At 63.1% G+C, this 19,334-nt stretch carries 19 protein-coding genes; 7 read left to right on the top strand and 12 right to left on the bottom strand.

Annotated features, from left to right (window positions below; all coding sequences use genetic code 11):
* Positions 1-430 precede the first annotated feature (430 nt).
* Entirely contained in the window at positions 431-2,899 is a 2,469-nt protein-coding gene (gene plsB / locus CQ007_RS17410; RefSeq protein ID WP_105647107.1) for a glycerol-3-phosphate 1-O-acyltransferase PlsB, read from the bottom strand.
* A gap of 310 nt (positions 2,900-3,209) precedes the next feature.
* Between plsB and CQ007_RS17405 the strand changes: the two genes are divergently transcribed.
* The 6 genes from CQ007_RS17405 to CQ007_RS17380 all read left to right on the top strand — a co-directional run bounded on the left by CQ007_RS17405 (position 3,210) and on the right by CQ007_RS17380 (position 8,454).
* A complete protein-coding gene (locus CQ007_RS17405) occupies positions 3,210-4,139 on the top strand; it encodes an ATP-binding cassette domain-containing protein (RefSeq protein ID WP_105647106.1) in 930 nt (309 codons plus the stop codon).
* Positions 4,136-4,870 carry an ABC transporter permease subunit gene (locus tag CQ007_RS17400; protein ID WP_105647105.1) on the top strand — a complete coding sequence of 245 codons (735 nt, stop codon included), beginning with the start codon at positions 4,136-4,138 and terminating at the stop codon, positions 4,868-4,870. Before CQ007_RS17405 ends, CQ007_RS17400 begins: the two co-directional genes overlap by 4 nt.
* Before the next feature lie 17 nt (positions 4,871-4,887).
* Complete coding sequence (locus tag CQ007_RS17395) at positions 4,888-6,732, top strand: Gldg family protein (RefSeq protein ID WP_105647104.1); 1,845 nt, start codon at positions 4,888-4,890, stop codon at positions 6,730-6,732.
* 11 nt (positions 6,733-6,743) lie between these two features.
* Positions 6,744-7,724, top strand: coding sequence for a DUF4340 domain-containing protein (locus tag CQ007_RS17390; protein ID WP_105647103.1), 981 nt, complete (start codon positions 6,744-6,746; stop codon positions 7,722-7,724).
* 224 nt (positions 7,725-7,948) lie between these two features.
* The gene (locus CQ007_RS17385; RefSeq protein ID WP_105647102.1) at positions 7,949-8,158 is read left to right on the top strand and encodes a cold-shock protein; all 210 of its coding nucleotides are present in this window, start codon (positions 7,949-7,951) and stop codon (positions 8,156-8,158) included.
* Positions 8,155-8,454: a hypothetical protein gene (locus CQ007_RS17380; protein WP_105647101.1), complete on the top strand. Its 300-nt coding sequence runs from the start codon at positions 8,155-8,157 to the stop codon at positions 8,452-8,454. The genes CQ007_RS17385 and CQ007_RS17380 overlap by 4 nt, the downstream gene beginning before the upstream one ends.
* Before the next feature lie 11 nt (positions 8,455-8,465).
* Here the strand turns inward: CQ007_RS17380 and trxC are convergent, their stop codons facing one another.
* The 8 genes from trxC to rlmF all read right to left on the bottom strand — a co-directional run bounded on the left by trxC (position 8,466) and on the right by rlmF (position 14,241).
* A complete protein-coding gene (trxC, locus tag CQ007_RS17375) occupies positions 8,466-8,906 on the bottom strand; it encodes a thioredoxin TrxC (protein WP_218278913.1) in 441 nt (146 codons plus the stop codon).
* A 55-nt stretch (positions 8,907-8,961) separates the two neighbouring features.
* Entirely contained in the window at positions 8,962-9,345 is a 384-nt protein-coding gene (locus tag CQ007_RS17370; protein WP_105647100.1) for a hypothetical protein, read from the bottom strand.
* Between the two features lie 11 nt (positions 9,346-9,356).
* Positions 9,357-10,160: a putative RNA methyltransferase gene (locus CQ007_RS17365; RefSeq protein ID WP_105647099.1), complete on the bottom strand. Its 804-nt coding sequence runs from the start codon at positions 10,158-10,160 to the stop codon at positions 9,357-9,359.
* Positions 10,160-11,299, bottom strand: a complete 1,140-nt coding sequence (gene dapE, locus CQ007_RS17360) for a succinyl-diaminopimelate desuccinylase (protein WP_105647098.1) — start codon at positions 11,297-11,299, stop codon at positions 10,160-10,162. Before dapE ends, CQ007_RS17365 begins: the two co-directional genes overlap by 1 nt.
* A gap of 83 nt (positions 11,300-11,382) precedes the next feature.
* On the bottom strand, positions 11,383-11,718 hold the full coding sequence (locus CQ007_RS17355) for a DUF2892 domain-containing protein (RefSeq protein ID WP_105647097.1): 336 nt from the start codon (positions 11,716-11,718) through the stop codon (positions 11,383-11,385).
* Positions 11,719-11,793: 75 nt separating this feature from the next.
* Positions 11,794-12,570, bottom strand: a complete 777-nt coding sequence (locus tag CQ007_RS17350) for an OmpA family protein (protein WP_105647096.1) — start codon at positions 12,568-12,570, stop codon at positions 11,794-11,796.
* 37 nt (positions 12,571-12,607) lie between these two features.
* Positions 12,608-12,994, bottom strand: a complete 387-nt coding sequence (locus CQ007_RS17345) for a DUF4398 domain-containing protein (protein WP_105647095.1) — start codon at positions 12,992-12,994, stop codon at positions 12,608-12,610.
* Between the two features lie 263 nt (positions 12,995-13,257).
* Positions 13,258-14,241: a 23S rRNA (adenine(1618)-N(6))-methyltransferase RlmF gene (rlmF, locus tag CQ007_RS17340; protein ID WP_105647112.1), complete on the bottom strand. Its 984-nt coding sequence runs from the start codon at positions 14,239-14,241 to the stop codon at positions 13,258-13,260.
* A gap of 220 nt (positions 14,242-14,461) precedes the next feature.
* Here rlmF and tcdA point away from each other — a divergent pair, with 220 nt between their 5' ends.
* Complete coding sequence (gene tcdA / locus CQ007_RS17335; protein WP_105647111.1) at positions 14,462-15,238, top strand: tRNA cyclic N6-threonylcarbamoyladenosine(37) synthase TcdA; 777 nt, start codon at positions 14,462-14,464, stop codon at positions 15,236-15,238.
* Between the two features lie 88 nt (positions 15,239-15,326).
* Here tcdA and CQ007_RS17330 read toward each other — a convergent pair whose 3' ends face one another.
* The 3 genes from CQ007_RS17330 to CQ007_RS17320 all read right to left on the bottom strand — a co-directional run bounded on the left by CQ007_RS17330 (position 15,327) and on the right by CQ007_RS17320 (position 19,326).
* Entirely contained in the window at positions 15,327-17,033 is a 1,707-nt protein-coding gene (locus tag CQ007_RS17330; protein ID WP_158256799.1) for a carboxylesterase/lipase family protein, read from the bottom strand.
* A gap of 79 nt (positions 17,034-17,112) precedes the next feature.
* Positions 17,113-18,564 (bottom strand): aldehyde dehydrogenase family protein, encoded by a 1,452-nt coding sequence (locus CQ007_RS17325; RefSeq protein WP_105647093.1) that lies wholly within the window; start codon positions 18,562-18,564, stop codon positions 17,113-17,115.
* 108 nt (positions 18,565-18,672) lie between these two features.
* Entirely contained in the window at positions 18,673-19,326 is a 654-nt protein-coding gene (locus CQ007_RS17320) for a TetR/AcrR family transcriptional regulator (protein WP_105647092.1), read from the bottom strand.
* Between the last annotated feature and the right edge of the window lie 8 nt (positions 19,327-19,334).

Below are 19,334 nucleotides of genomic sequence, written 5' to 3'. Positions count from 1 at the left end.
AGCGATCTCCAAAGAGGACGTAATGCCGAAGAGTATTAACTGTTACCCATGTCTCCGAACGTTTTGTTACCTATGTCCCCGGTCTATACAGTTGATGCCATCCCTGGCATCAAACGGTCGCAGGCAGGCAATCACGGTGCAAAGACGCGGCTTTCTGTGTTGCGGATGGTTTTAAACCCACAGCAGCATAGAGGGTTCAGGAAAGGTTGGTTGGCAGGGTTGGGCCGACCGTCGGTTGCCATGGCCGGAAAATGCTCCTGCATTTCCGGCACTCCCGCCATCCCTGGCGATCGGATAGCAACCGCGAGCCCCCAGGGATGGGTTCACGGCGTGTCGGCACGGCCCTGCCAACCAACCTTTCCTTGCAGAAAACCCCTCCCAAATGCATTCAGATATCTCGATATTACGACGGTCCATGCCGAGACTGACGCTACCCCGCGCTGCGTGCTACCTGGCGGATCGACAGGCGGATCTCGGCGCTGAGTACCCGCTTGGCGGTATTCTCGGCGATGTCTTCCAGTTCCGGTTGGTAGTGCAGCCGCCCCTGCTCGTCGGTGCTCAGCACCTCGGTATCGCGCAGCCGCTGGATGAATTGACGGAACAGGGTCTTGTCGAAGAACTCCGGCGCATTCAATCCATGCAGGATCGACAGGCGCTGGGCCATGACCGTGCACAGCGCTTCCAGTTGCTCGGCGTCGAGACTGCCGTTGGGGTTGTTCAGCAGCAGCGCGGCGACCATGTAGAAGCGCTCCAGCATCGGGATGATGCTGCGTGCCAGCAGCGTCAGCAGCACGAATTCGCCGGAGGCGGTATCCGGGCGGTGGATCTGGCCATTATCCTCGTGCAGCAGGCCGCGGCCGATCAGGCCGTCGACCTGCTCGCTGATCACCTGTGGCAACTCAGTTTCATCCCAGCGCAGGAACAGCTCGCCCTGCAGATAGGGATATAGCGCGCTGACCAGGCGCTCGATCTGTTCGCGTTTCATCCGTGCATTGTTCAGGAACAGGCTGGCCACCAGTGCCGGCAATGCCACCAGGTGCAGGATGTTGTTGCGGTACCAGGTCATCAATACCGCTTGCGGCTCATCCAGATAGAGGATCTCGCCCAGGGCGTCGGACTGGCGGTCGATCATGCCCATGGCTTCGACATGGCGGATCTGCTCGGCGCCACTGATGCTGGGCAGGGTGATATTGGCGCTGTAGGGTACATCGCCCAGCAGGCCGGTGAAGGTGTCCAGGGTGCGGGCCAGGGTGGCTTCGTCCAGGGCCAGCCGGCGGGTGGAGAGCATCACCAGGGCCACCAGGTTGACCGGGTTGGCATCCGCCGCCGCATTGATCGAGGCACCGAGGGTGCGCGCCAGTTGCCGGGTGGTTTCGGACAACCATTCGGGCTTGTACTCCGGTGCGCCAGCCTGGCTGCGCCAGTCGGGTTGCTGGCGGTCGAGAAAGTCATTCAGCGCCAGGGGTTCGCCGAAGTTCACCGCCACCTGGCCGAACTGTAGCTTGAGCGCTGACAACACGCGGAAGATGTCGAAGAAGGACTCCTTCTTCTTGGCCTTGCCGCGCAGCTCTCCCAGGTAGGTACGGCCTTCCAGCACCCGTTCATAGCCGATATACACCGGCATGAACACGATCGGGCGCCGCGATGAGCGCAGGTAGCTGCGCAGGGTGATCGCCAGCATGCCGGTCTTCGGGTCGAGCAGGCGACCGGTACGCGAGCGCCCGCCTTCGATGAAGTACTCCACCGGGAAGCCGCGGCTGAACAGCGTGTGCAGGTACTCGTTGAACACCGCGGTATACAGCTGGTTGCCGCGGAAGCTGCGGCGCATGAAGAAGGCGCCGCCGCGGCGCAGGATGCTGCCGATGACCGGCATGTCCAGATTGATGCCGGCGGCGATGTGCGGCGGGGTCAGGCTGTGGCGGAACAGCAGGTAGGAGAGCAGCAGGTAATCGATGTGGCTGCGGTGGCAGGGCACATAGATGATCTCCTTGCCGCGGGCGATGTCCTGCACGTTGTCCAGGTTGTTGACCTTGATCCCGTCGTACAGCTTGTTCCAGAACCAGGACAGGACGATTTCCAGGAAACGGATGATGGTATAGGTGAAGTCCGAGGCGATTTCATCGGCATACCGCGCCGCGCGCCCGCGTGCCCGTTCCAGACTGATGTTCTGCTCGGCGGCTTCGCGCTCGATCGCCTCGCGCACCAGCGGGCCGTGCATCAGCCCCTTGAGCAGCGTGCGGCGATGGGACAGGTCCGGGCCGACCACGGCGCCGCGCTGTTCACGGAAGTGCACCCGCAACAGCCGGTGGATCTTGCGCAGGTTGCGGTCATGCCCGAGGTTCTCGTCGGTCAGTTGGCGCAGCGACAGCGGCTGGCCGAAGCTGACGCGGATCTTGCGCCCATGCAGCATGATCGCCAGGCTTTTGCGCAGCTTGCCGCCGACTCCCCAGTTATGCGCGAACAGCAACTTCAGCGGCGAGGATTCCACATCCGGCGACTGGCCCCAGAACACGCTGACCGGCACCACCTTGACGTCCGGGGTGACCCGCAGCTCCACCGCGGTCAACGCACGTAGCAGGCGTGGCGATCGCTGGCGCGGATCGGGGCGACCGCTCCAGGCCAGTTCATTGGTCAGGTGAAAGAAGGAGGCCTCTTCTTCCAGGGTGCCGCCCGGTTCGAGAGTCGGCCGCGGCAGGCCCAGGCGGGTACATTCGTGATCCAGCACCAGCAGGTCGGAGAAGGAGCGGCCGGGCAGTACATAGAGAATCGACTGATCGCCGGACGGCGCGATTTTCGCCAGCGGATCACCAATGCTTTCCGAGCGGGCCCACAGGTACAGCAAGCGACGCATCAGGCCAAAGCGCAGGCGGCTGAAAAGCGAAGAATTGGCAGATGACATGACTATTCTCTGAACAGGGCGGGCATGTCCAGATTCTACCTTTTTTAATACGCTGTTACATTCCGCTACCCATGCGATTACCTTGAAACCGGTAGGCTCGATTCTTATATTCGCAAGCAGCAGGATGCATTGCCTGCTGCGCACGGGCGCAGCAGGTCAGTGACTGGTTTGGAAGTTTGCGGGCATTTACGGAACACCGGCATGTCTCGATTGTCCTTTTCCCGTGCGCTGGTAATCAATGTATCCTTGCGCTTTGCGGTGCCCCGCCTGATTGCGGTGCGCCAGTATTCCGGGGGAAGTGGAAGAGGCCATGATAAAGATAAACAGCCTGACCAAACGTTTTGGCGAGCACGTCGCCGTGGACAATTTGTCCTTTGAGGTAAAACCGGGGGAAGTACTGGGGTTTCTCGGCCCCAATGGTGCCGGCAAGTCCACCACCATGAAGATGCTCACCGGTTTTCTGACGCCGGACGGCGGCAGCGCCTCCATCTGCGGTTTCGATATCCGCAGCCAGATTCTTCAGGCCCAGCGGCAGATGGGCTACCTGCCCGAAGGCGCGCCCTGCTATGGCGACATGCGGGTCAAGGGATTTCTCGAATTCATTGCCGAGGTGCGCGGCCTGCGCGGTGCCGACAAGCAGCGTCATGTGGCACGCGCGGTCGAGCAGGTGGAACTGCAAGGGGTGCTCGGGCAGAGCATCGACACCCTGTCCAAGGGCTTCAAGCGTCGGGTGGGCCTGGCCCAGGCGATTCTGCATGACCCGCAGGTGCTGATCCTCGACGAGCCCACCGATGGGCTGGACCCCAACCAGAAGCACCAGGTGCGCCAACTGATCCAGCAACTGGCCAGCGGCAGCAACAAGATCGTGGTCATCTCCACGCACATCCTCGAAGAAGTCAGTGCCGTATGCAGCCGGGCGGTGGTGATTGCCCGTGGCCGTCTGCTGGCCGATGGTACGCCCGACGAGCTGGAAGCCCGCTCGAAATACCACCAGGCGGTGACCGTGTCGTTGCAGCAGCCGGTGGACAGCCAGCCGCTGCTGGCGCTGCCCGGGGTGAAGGAGGTCGAAGTCGAGCGCGAGGGACACCAGCTGACGGTGATTGCCGAGCCGGATGCGGTGATCTTTCCCGTGGTCGGCGAATATGCCCGCCAGCATCAGTGGCAGGTCAAGGAACTGTCGGTCGAGCGGGGGCGCCTGGATGAGGTCTTCCGTCGCCTGACTGCGGAGGAGGCCGCATGAAAAGTCTTGGTGTGATCTTCAAGCGCGAGCTGGGCAGCTACTTCGCGACCCCGCTGGCGTATATCTTCATCGTCATCTTCCTGGTGCTGTCGGCGGTCTTCACCTTCTACCTCGGCGGCTTCTATGAAGGCGGCCAGGCGGACCTGATCCCGTTCTTCAATTTCCATCCCTGGCTGTACCTGTTCCTGGTGCCGGCGGTAGCCATGCGGCTGTGGGCCGAGGAGCGCAAGTCCGGCACCATCGAGCTGCTGATGACCCTGCCGGTGTCGCGTGCCGACATGGTGCTGGGCAAGTTCCTCGCCGCCTGGGTGTTCGTCGGTATCTCGCTGGTGCTGACCTTCCCGATCATCATCACGGTCAACTACCTGGGTTCGCCGGACAACGGTGCGATCTTCACCGGTTACCTGGGCAGCTGGCTGCTGGCCGGGGGGTACCTGGCCATCGGCTCGTGCATGTCGGCGCTGACCAAGAACCAGGTGATCGCCTTCATTCTCAGTGTAGTGGCCTGTTTCGTGTTCATTGTCAGCGGTTTTCCGCTGGTGCTGGATTTGTTCAGCGGCTGGGCTCCCCAGTGGCTGCTGGACGGCATTGCCTCCCTCAGCTTCCTGATTCGTTTCGATGCCATCAGCAAGGGCGTGCTGGACCTGCGTGACCTGCTGTATTTCATATCGTTGATGGCAGTCTGGTTGCTGGCCACGGCGATTGTCATCGACCTGAAGAAGGCCGATTGAGGCAAAGGAGAACAACAATGAAACGATTGATGTATTCAGGTACCGGTCTGCTGGTACTGCTGCTGGCCTTCGTCGCCTTCAATATCACTACCGGGGTGTTGCTGCCCGGGGCTCGGATCGACCTGACCGAGCAGAAACTGTTCACCATCTCCGATGGCACGCGCAAGATCCTGCGCGATCTGGATGAGCCGGTAACCCTGTACTTCTTCTTCTCCGACCGTGCCAGCAAGGACATGGTGGTGCTGCGCAACTACGCCCGCCGGGTCGAGGAAATGCTCCGCGAATACGAGCGCGTGGCCGATGGCAAGCTGAAACTGCAGATCATCGATCCGCAGCCGTTCTCCGAGGCCGAAGACCGTGCCGCCGAGTTCGGCCTGCAGGCGGTGCCGCTGACGCAGACTGGCGAGCAGCTGTATTTCGGTCTGGCCGGCACCAACGAACTGGCCCAGCGTGAGGTTATCCCGTTCTTCGCCCTGGAACAGGAAGGCCTGCTCGAATACGAGCTGAGTCGTCTGATCAACAGCCTGGCGCAGCCGGAAAAACCGCAAATCGGCCTGATCTCCGGGCTGCCTCTGGCCGGCGGCATGAACCCGATGACCGGCCAGCCCAGCGCGCCCTGGGTAGCCTTCGAGCAGATGCAACAGATGTTCAGCGTGCAGGAGCTGGACAGCGATATCGATACCGTGCCGGACGACATCGAGGTGCTGCTGCTGGTGCATCCCAAGACGCTTAGCGAGGCGGCCTTGTTCGCCGTCGACCAGTTCGTGCTGCGCGGCGGCAAGCTGCTGGCCTTCATCGACCCACTGGCCGAGTCCGACCAGAGCATGGAAGCGATGATGGATGGCATGGCCGACGGCAAGTCCTCCGATCTCGGGCCGCTGCTGGCGGCCTGGGGCGTGGCCTACGACCCTGAGCAGGTGGTTCTGGATGCCCGCTTGGGCATGTCGGTCAGCAGGGGGCAGGGGCAATTGCCGGCACGACATATCGGCTGGCTGGAAGTGGAGCAGCAGTTCATGAGCCGGGATGATACCGTCACCGCGCCGCTGCAACTGCTGAACGTCGCCACCGCCGGTGCGCTGCAGCCTGTGGAAGGCGCCAGCACGCAGTTCCTGCCGTTGCTGTCGAGCAGCGCCAACAGCGCGCTGACGCCCAGCAGCCGGTTCAGCGGTATGCAGGACCCGGAGGCGCTGCTCAACGGCTTCAAGGCCGATGATCAGGTCTACCATTTTGCCGCGCGTCTGCAGGGGGCGGCACGGACTGCCTATCCCGACGGGCTGGAAGGCCGCGAGGCGGAGCTGACCGAGGCGGACAACATCAACGTGCTGCTGATCGCCGATACCGACATGCTCACCGACCGCATGTGGGTGCAGGTGCAGGACTTCTTCGGCCAGCGCATTCCCCAGCCCTGGGCGGACAATGGCGGCCTGCTGATCAATGCGCTGGACAACCTGTCCGGTTCCGAGGCACTGATCAGTGTCCGTTCGCGCGGTGATTTCAGCCGTCCGTTCACCGTGGTCGAGGAGCTGCAACGCAAGGCCGAGCGCCGCTACCGCGCCAGTGAGCAGCGTCTGCAGCAGCAACTGGAGCAGACCGAGCAGCGCCTGCGTGAACTGCAGCAGGGCCAGGACCCGTCGCAGTTGACCGAACTGAGCGCCGAGCAGGAAGCAGCGATCCAGGGCTTTCTCGATGAGAAGCTGGCGATCCGCAAGCAGCTGCGCGATGTGCGTTATGAACTGAACGCCGATATCGAGCGCCTGGGCAATCTGCTCAAGGTGATCAACATCGCCCTGGTGCCGGCCCTGCTGACGCTGGGTGTGCTGCTGTGGTGGTTGATCGGCCGGGCGCGTCGCCGCACTACCTGAGGAGAATCGACATGCGTAACAAACCGTTGATTTTCACGGTGGTCCTGACGCTGGTGCTGGCTGCTCTGGCCCTGCAGATGCGCGGCAAGGATCGGGTCGAGGAGCTGTCCAGCCGTAACCTGCTGTCACCGATGCAGGAGAAGCAACTGGCGCAGCTGGAGCGAATCAGCCTGGCGCGGGGCGAAGGGCAGGTCGAACTGGCCCAGCATGATGGCAGTTGGGGCGTCGTCAGCCACGCCGGTTTCCCGGTCCAGCGCGAGCGCCTTGCCGCGCTGCTGCATGCGTTGCGCGGGGCGCGGGTAGTCGAGGAGAAGACCAGCAATCCCGGACATCATGCACGGCTGGGGCTGGATGTCGGGCCGGCGGACAGCGAAGCACTGCAGGTCAGCCTGCACAGTCCTGCCCTGGATTTCGGCGTGATCTATGGTAACCGGGTGGGCAACGGACAACTGGTGCGCTTTATCGACGAGGACCAGGTCCTGTTGGTCAACCGCCCATTGAGCATCTCGGTCAGCCCGCATGACTGGCTGGCACTGGATGTCATCCGGATTCCCATGCCAGAGGTGGCTACGGCCCGCTGGACCCATGCCGATGGCGAGACCCTTGAGCTCGACAAGCAGTCCGAGGGCGATTACAACCTGCGCCTGGCCGGCCTGGACGCGTCGCAGCAGGGTGGCAACGAACGCTGGATCAACAGCATGGTGCTGGCGCTGGTCAACCTGACGGCGCAGAACGTGGTGCCGCGCGACGAGCTGACGTTGCCCGAACCTATGCTGCGCATGCAGGTGAGCACCTGGTCTGGCGCCGAGCTGGAGGCCTCGTTGCACGACATCGACGGGCGCTACTGGTTGCTGATCGACGGTTTCAACACCCCGCAGACCGATGACGAACAGCTGCAGGTCTATGCCGATCCGCGCTGGGCCTATCAGATCGGTATCGGCCAGATGGAAAATCTCAACAAGCGGCAGGCGGATATCGTACGTTCGCCGTAGCAAAATCCTCTTGCAGCGCTGCGGTGTTTGACTAGAATCGAGACACGGCCTCTATAAACAGTATTCCAGGTGGGGCGCGTCCGGTTGTCCGGCAGCGCCCCCCTTACCGGGAGCATTGCCGCGTCAGGTTCGCACCAGGTACCGAATCAAGGTTGAACGGAGTGTCGCTATCGCCACTTCGGACTTCCCGGGTGGTGGGATCATTGGTGATGGAGATTGTGGGAATGACTGATCGGCAAACCGGTACGGTTAAATGGTTCAACGACGCCAAGGGGTTTGGCTTCATTCAACGCGAGTCGGGCCCGGATGTATTCGTGCACTTCCGCGCCATCCGTGGCGATGGGCACCGCACGCTGGTCGAGGGCCAGAAGGTGGAGTTCAATGTCACCCAAGGGCAGAAGGGCTTGCAGGCTGAGGATGTAAGTACCCTTTGAGTGCCGAGGCGAGATCGTCCTGGTATTGTCTTGCGCTGGGTGATGGGCTGCTGGCCAGTGTCCCGCTGAACGATATCGAAGACGCTTTCAGGCAGCTGTATCCGGATGCGCAGGCGCCACCGGATACAGCTGTTTTCAGCCGTCACCGGCTGGATGGCCTGCAATGCCAGGTCACCGTGTTCTTTTCCCCTGCGCTTGCCGAGCTGGCGCGCAGCTTCCATGCACACCCGTGCGCCAAACCCGGCTCGCATGAGCTTGAGTTGCTGGTGGGCTCGGCACAGGCGCTGCAGCTCTGAATGATGCGCCGTTACAGTTTCGGCAGATTGCCGCTCAGCCAGCGCTGAAATTCCGCAGGCGGTAGCGCGCCATTGAGGCGGGCGATTTCCTTGCCCCTGTGCATGATCAACAGTGTCGGAATACTGCGAATGGCGAAGCGGGCGGCCAGCTCCTGAGCCTCTTCGGTGTTGACCTTGGCCAGACGCGCCCGGGGTTCCGCCGTACCGGCGGTCTGGGCGAATACCGGGGCGAACTGCTGGCAGGGCCCGCACCAACTGGCCCAGAAGTCGACCACCAGTGGCAGGTCGGCATTGGCGTGGGCATTGAAGTTACTGTTTAGAAGGTCCACCGGGGCGCCGGTAAACAGCGCTTCCTTGCAGGCTCCGCAACGCGGAGCCTGATCGAGACGTTCCGTCGCCAGCCGGTTGCGGCGGTGGCAGTGTGGGCAGGCCAGCGTCATCGGTTCACTCATGTGCAGGCTCCTGTTGTCAAATCGGATGGGGCAATCCGGCGGGCAGCGTCACGCCTCAGGGCTTCAGCGCCCAGGTGAACTCTTCCTCACCTTCGGTCGTCACCTTGTACCAGCGATCGGCATCCGCCTCGCCCTGTGCCTCTTCCCAGCCGCCGATGGAGCACCGTACTTCCCGGTTGATGCCTGCGGCCACCGCACGGGCGCAGTCAAGGTCGGTGGCCCAGGGCGTCGCTTCACTCTCGAACCAGATGCTGGCCCACTTGCCGGCCGCCTTGCGGACGATCATCAGCGGAATCGCGGCGTCGCCATGCAGCGTGCCGCGGCGGGTGGTGCCGGACCAGGGGCCGAGGTCGACGCGGCCGACATGCTGTTCCAGCCAGCCATTCAGCTCGTCCAGAAAGTCTTCCTTCAGATAAATCTCGATATCCGGTTGGCGCACGCAAATTCCTCTCAGTGGCGTTGCAGCATCACCATGCGCATGGCGACTTCCAGCCCGGCCAGGCCGCTCTCACGCAGTGCTTGCTGGCGTTCGGGGCGGCTGCGAAAGCCATGGGGCGTCATGCCGATCAGGTTATCCAGCGCGGCTGGTTCCAGCTGCAGAGCATAGCGCAGGATCTGGTCATTGACGATTGTCATGCCCTCCGGCAGCGCCTTGATCAACTCGGGGGTGGGGTGGATGCTGTCGTACAGCTTTTCCCGCAGCGCCAGCAGGTGATCGGCATGCGGGCCGACCAGCAGCAGGTGGCCGCCGGGCTTGAGCACCCGCAGGCACTCTTCCCAGGACCAGGGGCTGAACACGCACAGCGCCGCATCCAGGCTGGCATCGGCCAATGGCAGCCGGGCACTGGAGCCGACCAGCCACTGGATGGCACGGTTGCGGCGGCAGGCCCTGATCACCGCGTCCTTGCTGATATCCAGTCCGGTGCAGTCGAGCCCGGGCAGGGCGCGGGCCAGGCGATCGGTGTAGTAGCCCTCGCCACACCCCATATCCAGCAGCGCTGCCGGAGCCTGTTCGGCAAACAGCCGGTTGATTGCATCGCTCACCGGCTGGTAATGGCCGCCATCCAGGAAGGCCTGGCGGCAACCGAGCATGGCCGGGGTGTCGCCGGGCTGGCGGCTGTTCTTGTGCTGCACCAGCAGCAGGTTCAGATAGCCCTGGCGAGCCTGATCATAACTGTGGCCGTTGGCGCAGGACCAGGTGCGGCCTTCGGCGCTCAGCGGGCCCTGGCAATGTGGGCAGAGGAGCTGCGGCATCAGGCAAGCAACCGTTGCAGGGTGGTGAAGTAGATATCGGTCAGGGTATCCAGATCGCTGGCGCTGACATGCTCGTTGAGTTGATGGATGGTGGCGTTCACCGGGCCCAGCTCGACCACCTGGGTACCCATGGTGGCGATGAAGCGGCCGTCGGAGGTGCCGCCGGAGGTGGACGCCTGGGTGTCGCGGCCGGTGACCTGACGGATCGCCGCGGCCACTCCATCCAGCAGTTCACCGGGTTCGGTGAGAAACGGCAGGCCGGACAGGGTCCAGTCCAGTTCATAGTCCAGGCCATGTCGGTCGAGAATGCCGCGCACCCGCTCCTGCAGGCCCGCGACGGTGGACTCGGTGGAGAAACGGAAATTGATCAGCGCCTCCAGTTCACCCGGCACCACATTGGTGGCGCCGGTGCCGGAATGGACGTTGGAGATCTGGAAGCTGGTCGGTGGGAAGAAGTCGTTGCCCTGGTCCCACACCTCATCGGCCAGCTCGGCCAACGCCGGTGCTGCCAGGTGGATGGGGTTGCGCGCCAGATGGGGATAGGCGACGTGACCCTGACGCCCCTTGACCAGCAGCCGGGCATTCAGCGAGCCGCGCCGGCCATTCTTCACCACATCGCCGACCAGCTCGGTGCTGGACGGCTCGCCGACGATGCACCAGTCGACCGGTTCGTTGCGGGCGACCAGCGTCTCCACCACCTTGACCGTACCCTCGGTGGCCGGACCTTCCTCGTCACTGGTGATCAGCAGGGCGATTGAGCCGCGGTGCGTCGGGTGCGCGGCGACAAAACGTTCTATTGCCACCACCATGGCGGCCAAACTGCCCTTCATGTCCGCCGCGCCGCGGCCATACAGCATGCCGTCGCGGACTACCGGCTGGAAGGGGGCGCTGTCCCAGCGCTCCAGTGGGCCGGTCGGTACCACGTCGGTATGCCCGGCAAAGCACAGTACCGGCTGCGTTGTACCCCTGCGCGCCCACAGGTTATCCACCTCACCAAAGCGCATGGGCTCCAGATGGAAGCCGCAGGCGGCCAGGCGCTGACCGATCAACTGCTGGCAGCCGGCATCATCCGGGGTTGTGGAGTCGCGGGCGATCAGCTCGCAGGCAAGGGAAAGAGTCGCGGATTGGGGTGTGGTCATAGTGGCCGGCCAGGTCTGAAATCGGCGGTCATGATAGCAGAAGTGGCCGGCGTATTGATGGGGCTGGCGCTTGGCAACAGCCCCTAGGGATTGTGCGGATCGCGTTCGTGGCCCATCGGCGTGGTGTCTGGCAGGCCGGTCTCGGGGTCCCGGAAATCCGGACTGCGCACTTCGGAGTCGAGTGGCATATGGCTGTAGCGGGCGATATCGTTGTCCGGGTCGTCATGCTGCGCGCATAGCTTGTCCTTCAGCTCGCAATGGCCGGTAGCGCCGCGCAGCAGCGCCATGCCACCCACGGCGATCTGCACCAGGCCGGCCCAGCCGCCATGGCGCAGACCGCAGCCCACCAAAGCCAGGCCACCAATCACGGATACGGCGCGTTCCACGCCTGCTACATTCTTCACTGTGCTGTGCTGCATGATGACTGGTCCTCGGGCAGGATATGAACGGGGTGTGGTCCCGCGCCGATCAGGCGCGGGTATGGTCCGGTTGGTTTATCGACGGGCTGGCACAGCCTTGGCGTCATGGGAGATGGTCACTTCGACGCGGCGGTTCATGGCCCGTGAAGCAGCTGAGTCATTGTCGGAGACCGGATGCGCCTTGCCCAGCCCGACAGTGCTGATACGGCCGGGGTCGACACCTTCGCGCACCAAGGCATGCCGCACGGAATCGGCACGTGCCTGCGATAATTGCAGGTTGTACGAGTCGGAGCCGGTGCTATCGGTGAAACCTTCGATCATCACCTTGCGCTGGGGGTTTTCCTGGAGAAATGTTGCCAGGCTGCGGATATCGGACATGGCGGCCGGTTTCAAATCAGCCTTGTTCAGGTCGAACAGGACATTACCGAAGGGGACCACCGAGCCGCGCTCGGTCTGCTTGGCGTTCAGCTCTTCCTGTAGTTTGCGGATCTGCGCATCGCGTGCCTCCAATCGAGTGCGGGCGCGCTGTTCGGAGATGCCCTCCAACTGCTGCTCCGTTGAGCGCAATGCGATGGTCTGGCGCGCCAGTTCGACCCGGCGCTCGGCCAGATAGGACAGGTGGTCGACTTCGTGGGGCTTGGCACCTTCCTTCATGGCGAACTCGGCGCGGCCCAGGGCCTTTTTCGCGTCTTCGGTTTCGACAGCGGCCAACTGGCGGGCCTGCGGATGGTTCTGCAGTTCGGTTACCTGCGCGCGCGCCTGTTCCAGATTGGGGTTGATGTCATTGGAAGCACAGGCCGTCAGCAACAGGCCCATGGCCAGGCAGGCGGGTAAGGTGAGATGAGTACGCATGGGACTACTCCTTGCTATTGAACAGGTTGCCTGGTGATCACTGGAGATTGCGCAGACTTTCTTCGCGCAATTCCTGAGTGCCGCGCTCGGCTGATTCCAGGCCGCGTCGCGCTTTTTCCGCCTGGGCTTTGCGTTCGGCGACGCGGGCATCCCATTCGGCCTCCTCGGCAAGATAGCGGGCCCGATCGTATTCTTTCTCGACGTTGGCCTGCTCGGCCTGCAGCAGTTTTTCCCGGGCGGTACGCAGCTCGAGTGGCGCATATTCGGCACCCTGTGCAGTATCGGCGGCATTCAATGCCTGCTGGGCAGTTGCCAGTTGGCTGGTCGGCGGGGGAGTGCTTGCGCAGCCGGTAAGGGCTGCGGCCACACCAAGGGTGGCGATGACAAGCAGATGCTTGGGAACATGCAAAACGTGTCTAGACATAGTTACAGCTCCAGTTTGAACATTGCATCAACATCCACAATGACTGCGGACAACTGCACTGTGCTTCGCTTACTGGCGGGCCCCTGTCCAGGCCATGGCATGCTTTGCCGATGGACTGTAATTGACCAGCTTGAAACTGTTGCAATCACAGTACGTACTCAAGTTCTGACCGCGGGCGATTGCGACTGTTCAACAAAATGTTTCCGCGCCCCGTCATTAGTTTCGCTCATGAGCGTGACTGGTCAGTCTTTGTACAAGGCAGGTCAGTTGTGAGGAGCGGCGTCCCAGCGAGCCCGACGCCAGGCGCGGCGTTGTTTCTTGTCGAGGAAGGTCCAGGCCAGCAGGCGGCTGTGCTTGTTTCCCTGGGCCATGGGGATGAGGCGGACATCCCGGGCCGAGAATGTCGCCAGTTGTTGTTGTAGCGCGGGCAGGTTGGCGGCTTTGGATACCAGGGTGGTGAACCAGAACACCTGCCCGGCGATCTGTGCGCTGTCTTCGATCATGCGTTCCAGAAAGCCGGCCTCGCCGCCGTCGCACACCAGTTCGTTGGCCTGGCCACCGAAGTTGCGCTGTGTCGTGGCAGCGGCGCGGACCTTGCCCAGATTGCGCCATTTGCGCTGGCTGCCGCTATTGGCCACGGCATGGCTGGGATGGAAGGGCGGATTGCACAGGGTGAAGTCGACGCGCTCCTCGGCACCGAGGATGCCGCGCAGCACGCTCGATGGCGTCGGTTGCTGTCGCAGCTCGATACCCGAGGCCAGCCCGGGATTGGCCGCCAGAATGCGTGCCGCGTTATCCAGCGCCAACGGATCGATATCGACGCCGATGAAGCGCCACTGATATTCCACCCGGCCCAGCAACGGATAGATCAGATTGGCGCCGGTGCCGATATCCAGGCCGGTCAAACCCTCGCCTGTGGGTATGTTACCGCCGTGGCTTTCGCCAAGCAGATCGGCCAGGGCATGGATGTAGTCGGCACGGCCGGGCACCGGCGGGCACAGATAGCCCTCGGGAATATCCCACTCGGTGATCCGGTACTGTTGCTGCAACAACGCCCGATTCAATAGCCTGACCGCCTGTGGGTCAGTGAAGTCCAGCGTCGAGGAACCGTCGGCAGCCCTGATGATATGGGGCTTCAGTGCCGGGCAGGCGCGTGTCAGGGCGTTCAGATCGTAGCGGCCCTGATGCCGATTGCGCGGGTGCAGGATGGTTGCTGTGGTGCGGTGAGGAGATGGTTTGCGGGGCATGTTGTGGTCCGGGCGCTGGGCCGGTGGATTGTCCCACAAATGGCGCGGCGGGATCATCCGGGTTGTGCACAATTGGCGTGGATAGTTCTGTGGATAACCTCAGGGTAGAGTGGAGTAGCGCACAGCCGGCCTGGCTTTGCCAGGTCTGGTCATTTATTGAGCAGCGCCGGGTAATGCCGGCATGGGGTATACTGCGCCGCCTGATTTCTGCGAGGTTGACATGTCCGTTGATGATCCCCGGTTCGGTGGCATAGCCCGGCTCTATGGCCGCGACGCCCTGGCGCGCCTGCAGGCCAGCCATGTGGCGGTGGTCGGTATTGGTGGTGTCGGCAGTTGGGCAGCCGAGGCGCTGGCACGTACCGGGCTTGGTCGCATCACGCTGATCGACATGGATGATGTCTGTGTGACCAACACCAATCGCCAGTTGCCGGCGATGAAGGGCAATATCGGACGCCTGAAGGTGGAGGTCATGGGCGAGCGTCTGCAGGCGATCAACCCGGGCTGCGAGGTGCGTCCGATCATGGGCTTCGTCACGCCCGATACGCTGGCCGAGTACATCACCGGGGATATCGACTGTGTGGTGGACTGTATCGATAGCGTGGCTTCCAAGGTGGCGCTGATCGCCTGGTGCCGTCGCCAGCGCATCCAGATCGTCACCACCGGCGGTGCCGGCGGGCAGATCGATCCGACCATGATCACCGTGGCCGACCTGTCGAAGACGGTGAACGATCCGCTGGCAGCCAAGGCGCGCTCGCTGCTGCGCCGCGACCACAACTTCCCCCGGGCGCAGAGCAAGCGCAGCTTCGGGGTGCCCTGCGTGTATTCCACCGAGCAGCTGCGCTATCCGAAGCCGGATGGTTCGGTGTGCCAACAGAAGGCGTTCGTCGGTGAGGGCGTGAAGCTGGACTGTTCCGGCGGCTTCGGTTCGGTGACCATGGTCACTGCGACCTTTGGCATGGTAGCGGCATCGAAGGCGGTAGAGCGGATTTTGCGCTGAGCGTGGTAGCTGGAATAAAAACCCGGCGAACCGTAGTGAAGTTATCGGAGCAGCTCTACGGTTCACCGGTAAACCGGTTTGGGTATCTTCACTGGCTCTGGTTTTGTACACCTGAGGTGGTGATCCCGTTAACAGGGGCAGCAAGCCAGATGGCGTCGCACTGGTGGAAGGTATCGAACTGCGCTGCGGGCACGCTGCCGGGCTCCGGTGGCACCAGATTCAGCATGGTCTCGCTCGAACCGGCTACGAAGGCGTTCCACATCGGTGAGGTGCCGGAGGTCGGGTTCGGGTCGCCATAGGTGGCGAAGCTGGTCCAATAGTCGGCCATGTGCTCGGCCAGCTCGATCTGTGCGTCGGTGGCGCCGAACTGGGCCATTAAGTCCTCGCTGGCCAGCAGGTAGCCGATTTCCAGCGCATGCGCCGCGCCGAAATCGAAGCCCGGCACAGGCGCCACGGTCAGGGGCGCATTGCGGTCGGCGAACTCGTAGAAGTAGGTATCCACATCCGCCGCCAGATGGCGTACCTGGGCCAGGGTATTGCAGGCGAAGATGGCGTCCGTGCCCAGCGCGCTGAGCGCCTGGGCGGCACTGTCGTAGCTGGCTGCCGGATAGGCCAGGGCCAGTTGCGCGGCGGTGGCCGGATCGACGCCGAGGGTGATCTGGATGAAGGTCTCATAGGCCGGTTCGGGAACCGAGCCGCCGCTGGCCAGATACAGCCCGACGAAGAACCGCCACTCATCCAGGTTGCCGCCGATCAGTACCGGCTTGCGGTTGAAGCTGCCGGCCTGCAATGCCTCGGCGATGGACGCCGGCAGCAGGCTGGTGCCCGTGACCGGCAGGTGGCGCGTGGGCATGAAGCCGGTATTCAGCGGCGTATCGCTGGTAGACATCCATTGTTGCAGGGCGATGAGCTGATCGGCGCTAAGTGCGCGCAAGCAGGCCGCGACCTCGTTGTCCCCGGTGCAACCGGCATGCTCGGCGAGGATTTCGCCGCGCGCCAGCGCCTCGGCCAGCGTGCGCTGGTTCGGGGCATAGGAGCCGCTTTGCACGATGGCCTTGTCGAACAGCTCGCTGGAGCCCGGCGATACCAGGTGGGTCAGTACGCTGTGACCACCGGCGGATTCGCCGAACAGGGTGATATTGGCCGGATCGCCGCCGAACTGGCCGATGTTGGCGCGCAGCCAGGCCAATGCCGCCTGCTGGTCCATGATGCCGTAGTTGCCCGACTCGTTCTCCGGCGATTCGTCCGACAGGGCCGGGTGGGCGAGAAAGCCCGGCACGCCCAGACGATAGTTGATGGTCACCGCGGTGATCCCGCGTTCTACCAGGCGCTGCGGGTCATAGGTCGGCCCGCCCGAGCCGTTCTCCAGTGAACCACCGTGGATCCAGACCATGACCGGATACTCGCCATCCAGGTCCGGCGTGTAGACGTTCAGGTACAGGCAGTCTTCGGAGGAGGGCGCTGTTTCAAAGAGATTGGGGGCCTGGAGGCAGGGCGTGGCGTACTGGTCGGCGACCAGCAGCGCGTCGCGCTCCGGGGGCGGCTGGGGTGCCGAGAAACGCAGCTCTCCCAGCGGGGCGGCGGCGTAGGGAATGCCCTTGAAGCTGATCAGCGTCTCCTGCTGCACACCTTGAACCTGGCCTTGCGCGGTGTCGGCCCGCGGTTCGCCCGCCGTGACGGGATTGCTGCCGCCTCCACCTCCGCCGCCGCCCAGGCAGCCAGTGAGGGTGAGTGCGGTCAGCACGGGAACCAGGTGATAGCGCATACGCTGGGCGCGTTTGGTGATTGGAACCATGTGGATACCCTCCATTGTCCGCCTTTGGCCGGTCGCAAGACCTGGCCAGGCAGTTTTTGTTGTTGTGTTCTTGTTGTTGCTAGCGGTTGCCGGCCAGGGCGCCGGCGATCAGGGCGTCGGCCAGTTCGCCATAGGGCGCGAACATGGCGGCGACCAGATCGTTCTGGCCACGCTCGACCACCGAGCGCAGGTTGGAGAATTCGAGGAAGCCTTCGTAGCCATGATGGCGGCCATTGCCGCTATCGCCCACACCGCCGAACGGCAGCGAGGGTACGGCGGCGTGCAGGGCGGCGGTATTGATGCAGGCGCCGCCGGAGACGGTGCGGTTCAGCACCTGATTGGCGTTGTCGGCGCTGCCGGTGAACACATAGATACCCAGTGGGCGCGGCTGGGCGTTGATATGGTCCACCGCCTCATCCAGTGAACGATAGGTTTTGACCGGTAGGATTGGGCCGAATATCTCCTGTTGCATCAGCGCCATGTCGTCGGCCACATCGAGCACCAGGGTGAATGGCAGGCGCCGGGCCTGTTGGTCGACTTCGCCGCCGATACTGACGAGGGTGGCGCCCTTGGCCTGGGCGTCTTCCAGGTAGCCGAGCAGCCGGTTCAGGTGCCGTTCATTGATGATGCCGGTGGTGTCCGGGTGCTGGGCGTAGTGCGGCAGCACGGCTTCTAGGTGTTTCTCGACCATCTCGCCGAAGGCGGCGCGATCCGCCTCATGGACCAGCACATAGTCCACGGTCACGCACATCTGGCCGCTCTTGATCGTCTTGCAGCCGACGATCTGTTCCACCGTCGCCGGATTGAGTCCGTCCGGGGTGATCAGCGCCGGACACTTGCCGCCCAGCTCCAGGGTGACGGGCACCAGGTTCTGCGCGGCGGCGACCGCCACCGAGCGACCGACCTCGGTGCTGCCGGTGTACATCAGGTGGTCCCAGGGCAGGGTGGGGAAGGCCTTGGCCAGCTCCAGGCCGCCGGTGACCGCCGCGACCTGTTCGGGGTCGAAGGTGGCCTTGATCATTTCCAGGGTCAGCTCGGCACAGGCCGGGGTCAGGTCGGAGGGCTTGATGATCGCCCGGTTGCCGGCGGCCAGCATCTCGACAATGGGGCCGAAGCCGATGTCGAACGGGAAGTTCCACGGCGCCATGTTGCCGACCACGCCCTTGGGTTGCGGCAGCACATAGGCCTTGGCCGAGCCGTAGACCGCCGGGTCCATCTGCCGGCCCTGGGGCGCCATCCACTCAGCCAGGTGTTCGGCGACATACTGTGCGCGGCCCGCGACACCGAGACATTCGACCAGATCGGAAAACTGCTTCGGATGCGAGCCGAAGTCGGCGGCGACCGCTTCCTGGATACGGGTACGGTTGCTCAGCATCATCTGCGCCAGCGCTCCGATCAGTTCGAGCCGCTGCTCCAGGCTGGAAAAGGGGCTGGCCTGGAAAGCCTTGCGCTGGGCATTGAACAGTGCGTGCAGTTGGGCAATCGCGACGTCATCCGAGGTTGCCTGGGTATCCCGTTCGATAAAGGTCATGCCGATCCCACCGTATTATTGTTGGTTGCTCGACATTCGAATATAAGGTGATCACCTTATTTCGTCAATCGTTCAGCGGTGGCTTGCTACGGCAGGTTCCAATATTCGCTAAGGTTCTGGCTTGCGTTCCAGGCCGTTCAGGCTGGCTATGCCGATCGCCTGCATCAGGCTGTCCACCGTCACGTCTTCGATCGTGGGAACCCACTTGGATAGCCAGATCAGCATGCCGAGGATGAGCTGCACAACCAGGCGGGTATCGCAGGGGACCATGGAGCTGTCCGCCACGCCTTCATCCAGGAAGCCTTGCAGGACCGCCTCCAGACGCGTTACCCATGCATCGACCTGGGCCCGTTCGGCCGCTTCCAGATAGGAATAGTCACCAAAATACAACTGCGGTCCATGCCGCTCGCCATCTATCAGCAGGCCGCGAATAAAGCGCCGAAGCTTGTCCAGGCCGTTGGCGCCTGAATGGTCGGCCTCGTCGAGCAAACGCTCGAAGCGCTCCAGCGAGTTGACATGGCAGGCGTAAGCCAGGGCCTGTTTGCTGGGATAGTAGTAATACAGCGTTGCATCACGCAGCCCGAGTTCGGCGGCAATATCGGTCATGGTCGCCAGCGCATAGCTTTTCCGGTTGATGATCTCTATGGCCACCCGCACGATTTCAGCGCGTTTTCTCGTTGATTTCGTGCTTTTTGCCATGGGTTTATCGGAGTTTGCGCGCTCACGTTCAACGCCTGCCGTTGGCTGCTGCTGCTTTTTCATTCATCCCC

The sequence above is a fragment of the Pseudomonas sp. MYb185 genome (genome assembly GCF_002979975.1).
Taxonomy (GTDB): Bacteria; Pseudomonadota; Gammaproteobacteria; order Pseudomonadales; family Pseudomonadaceae; genus Halopseudomonas.
The sequence above is the reverse complement of the archived record's forward strand: the minus strand, read 5'-3'. Positions and strand labels throughout refer to the sequence as shown.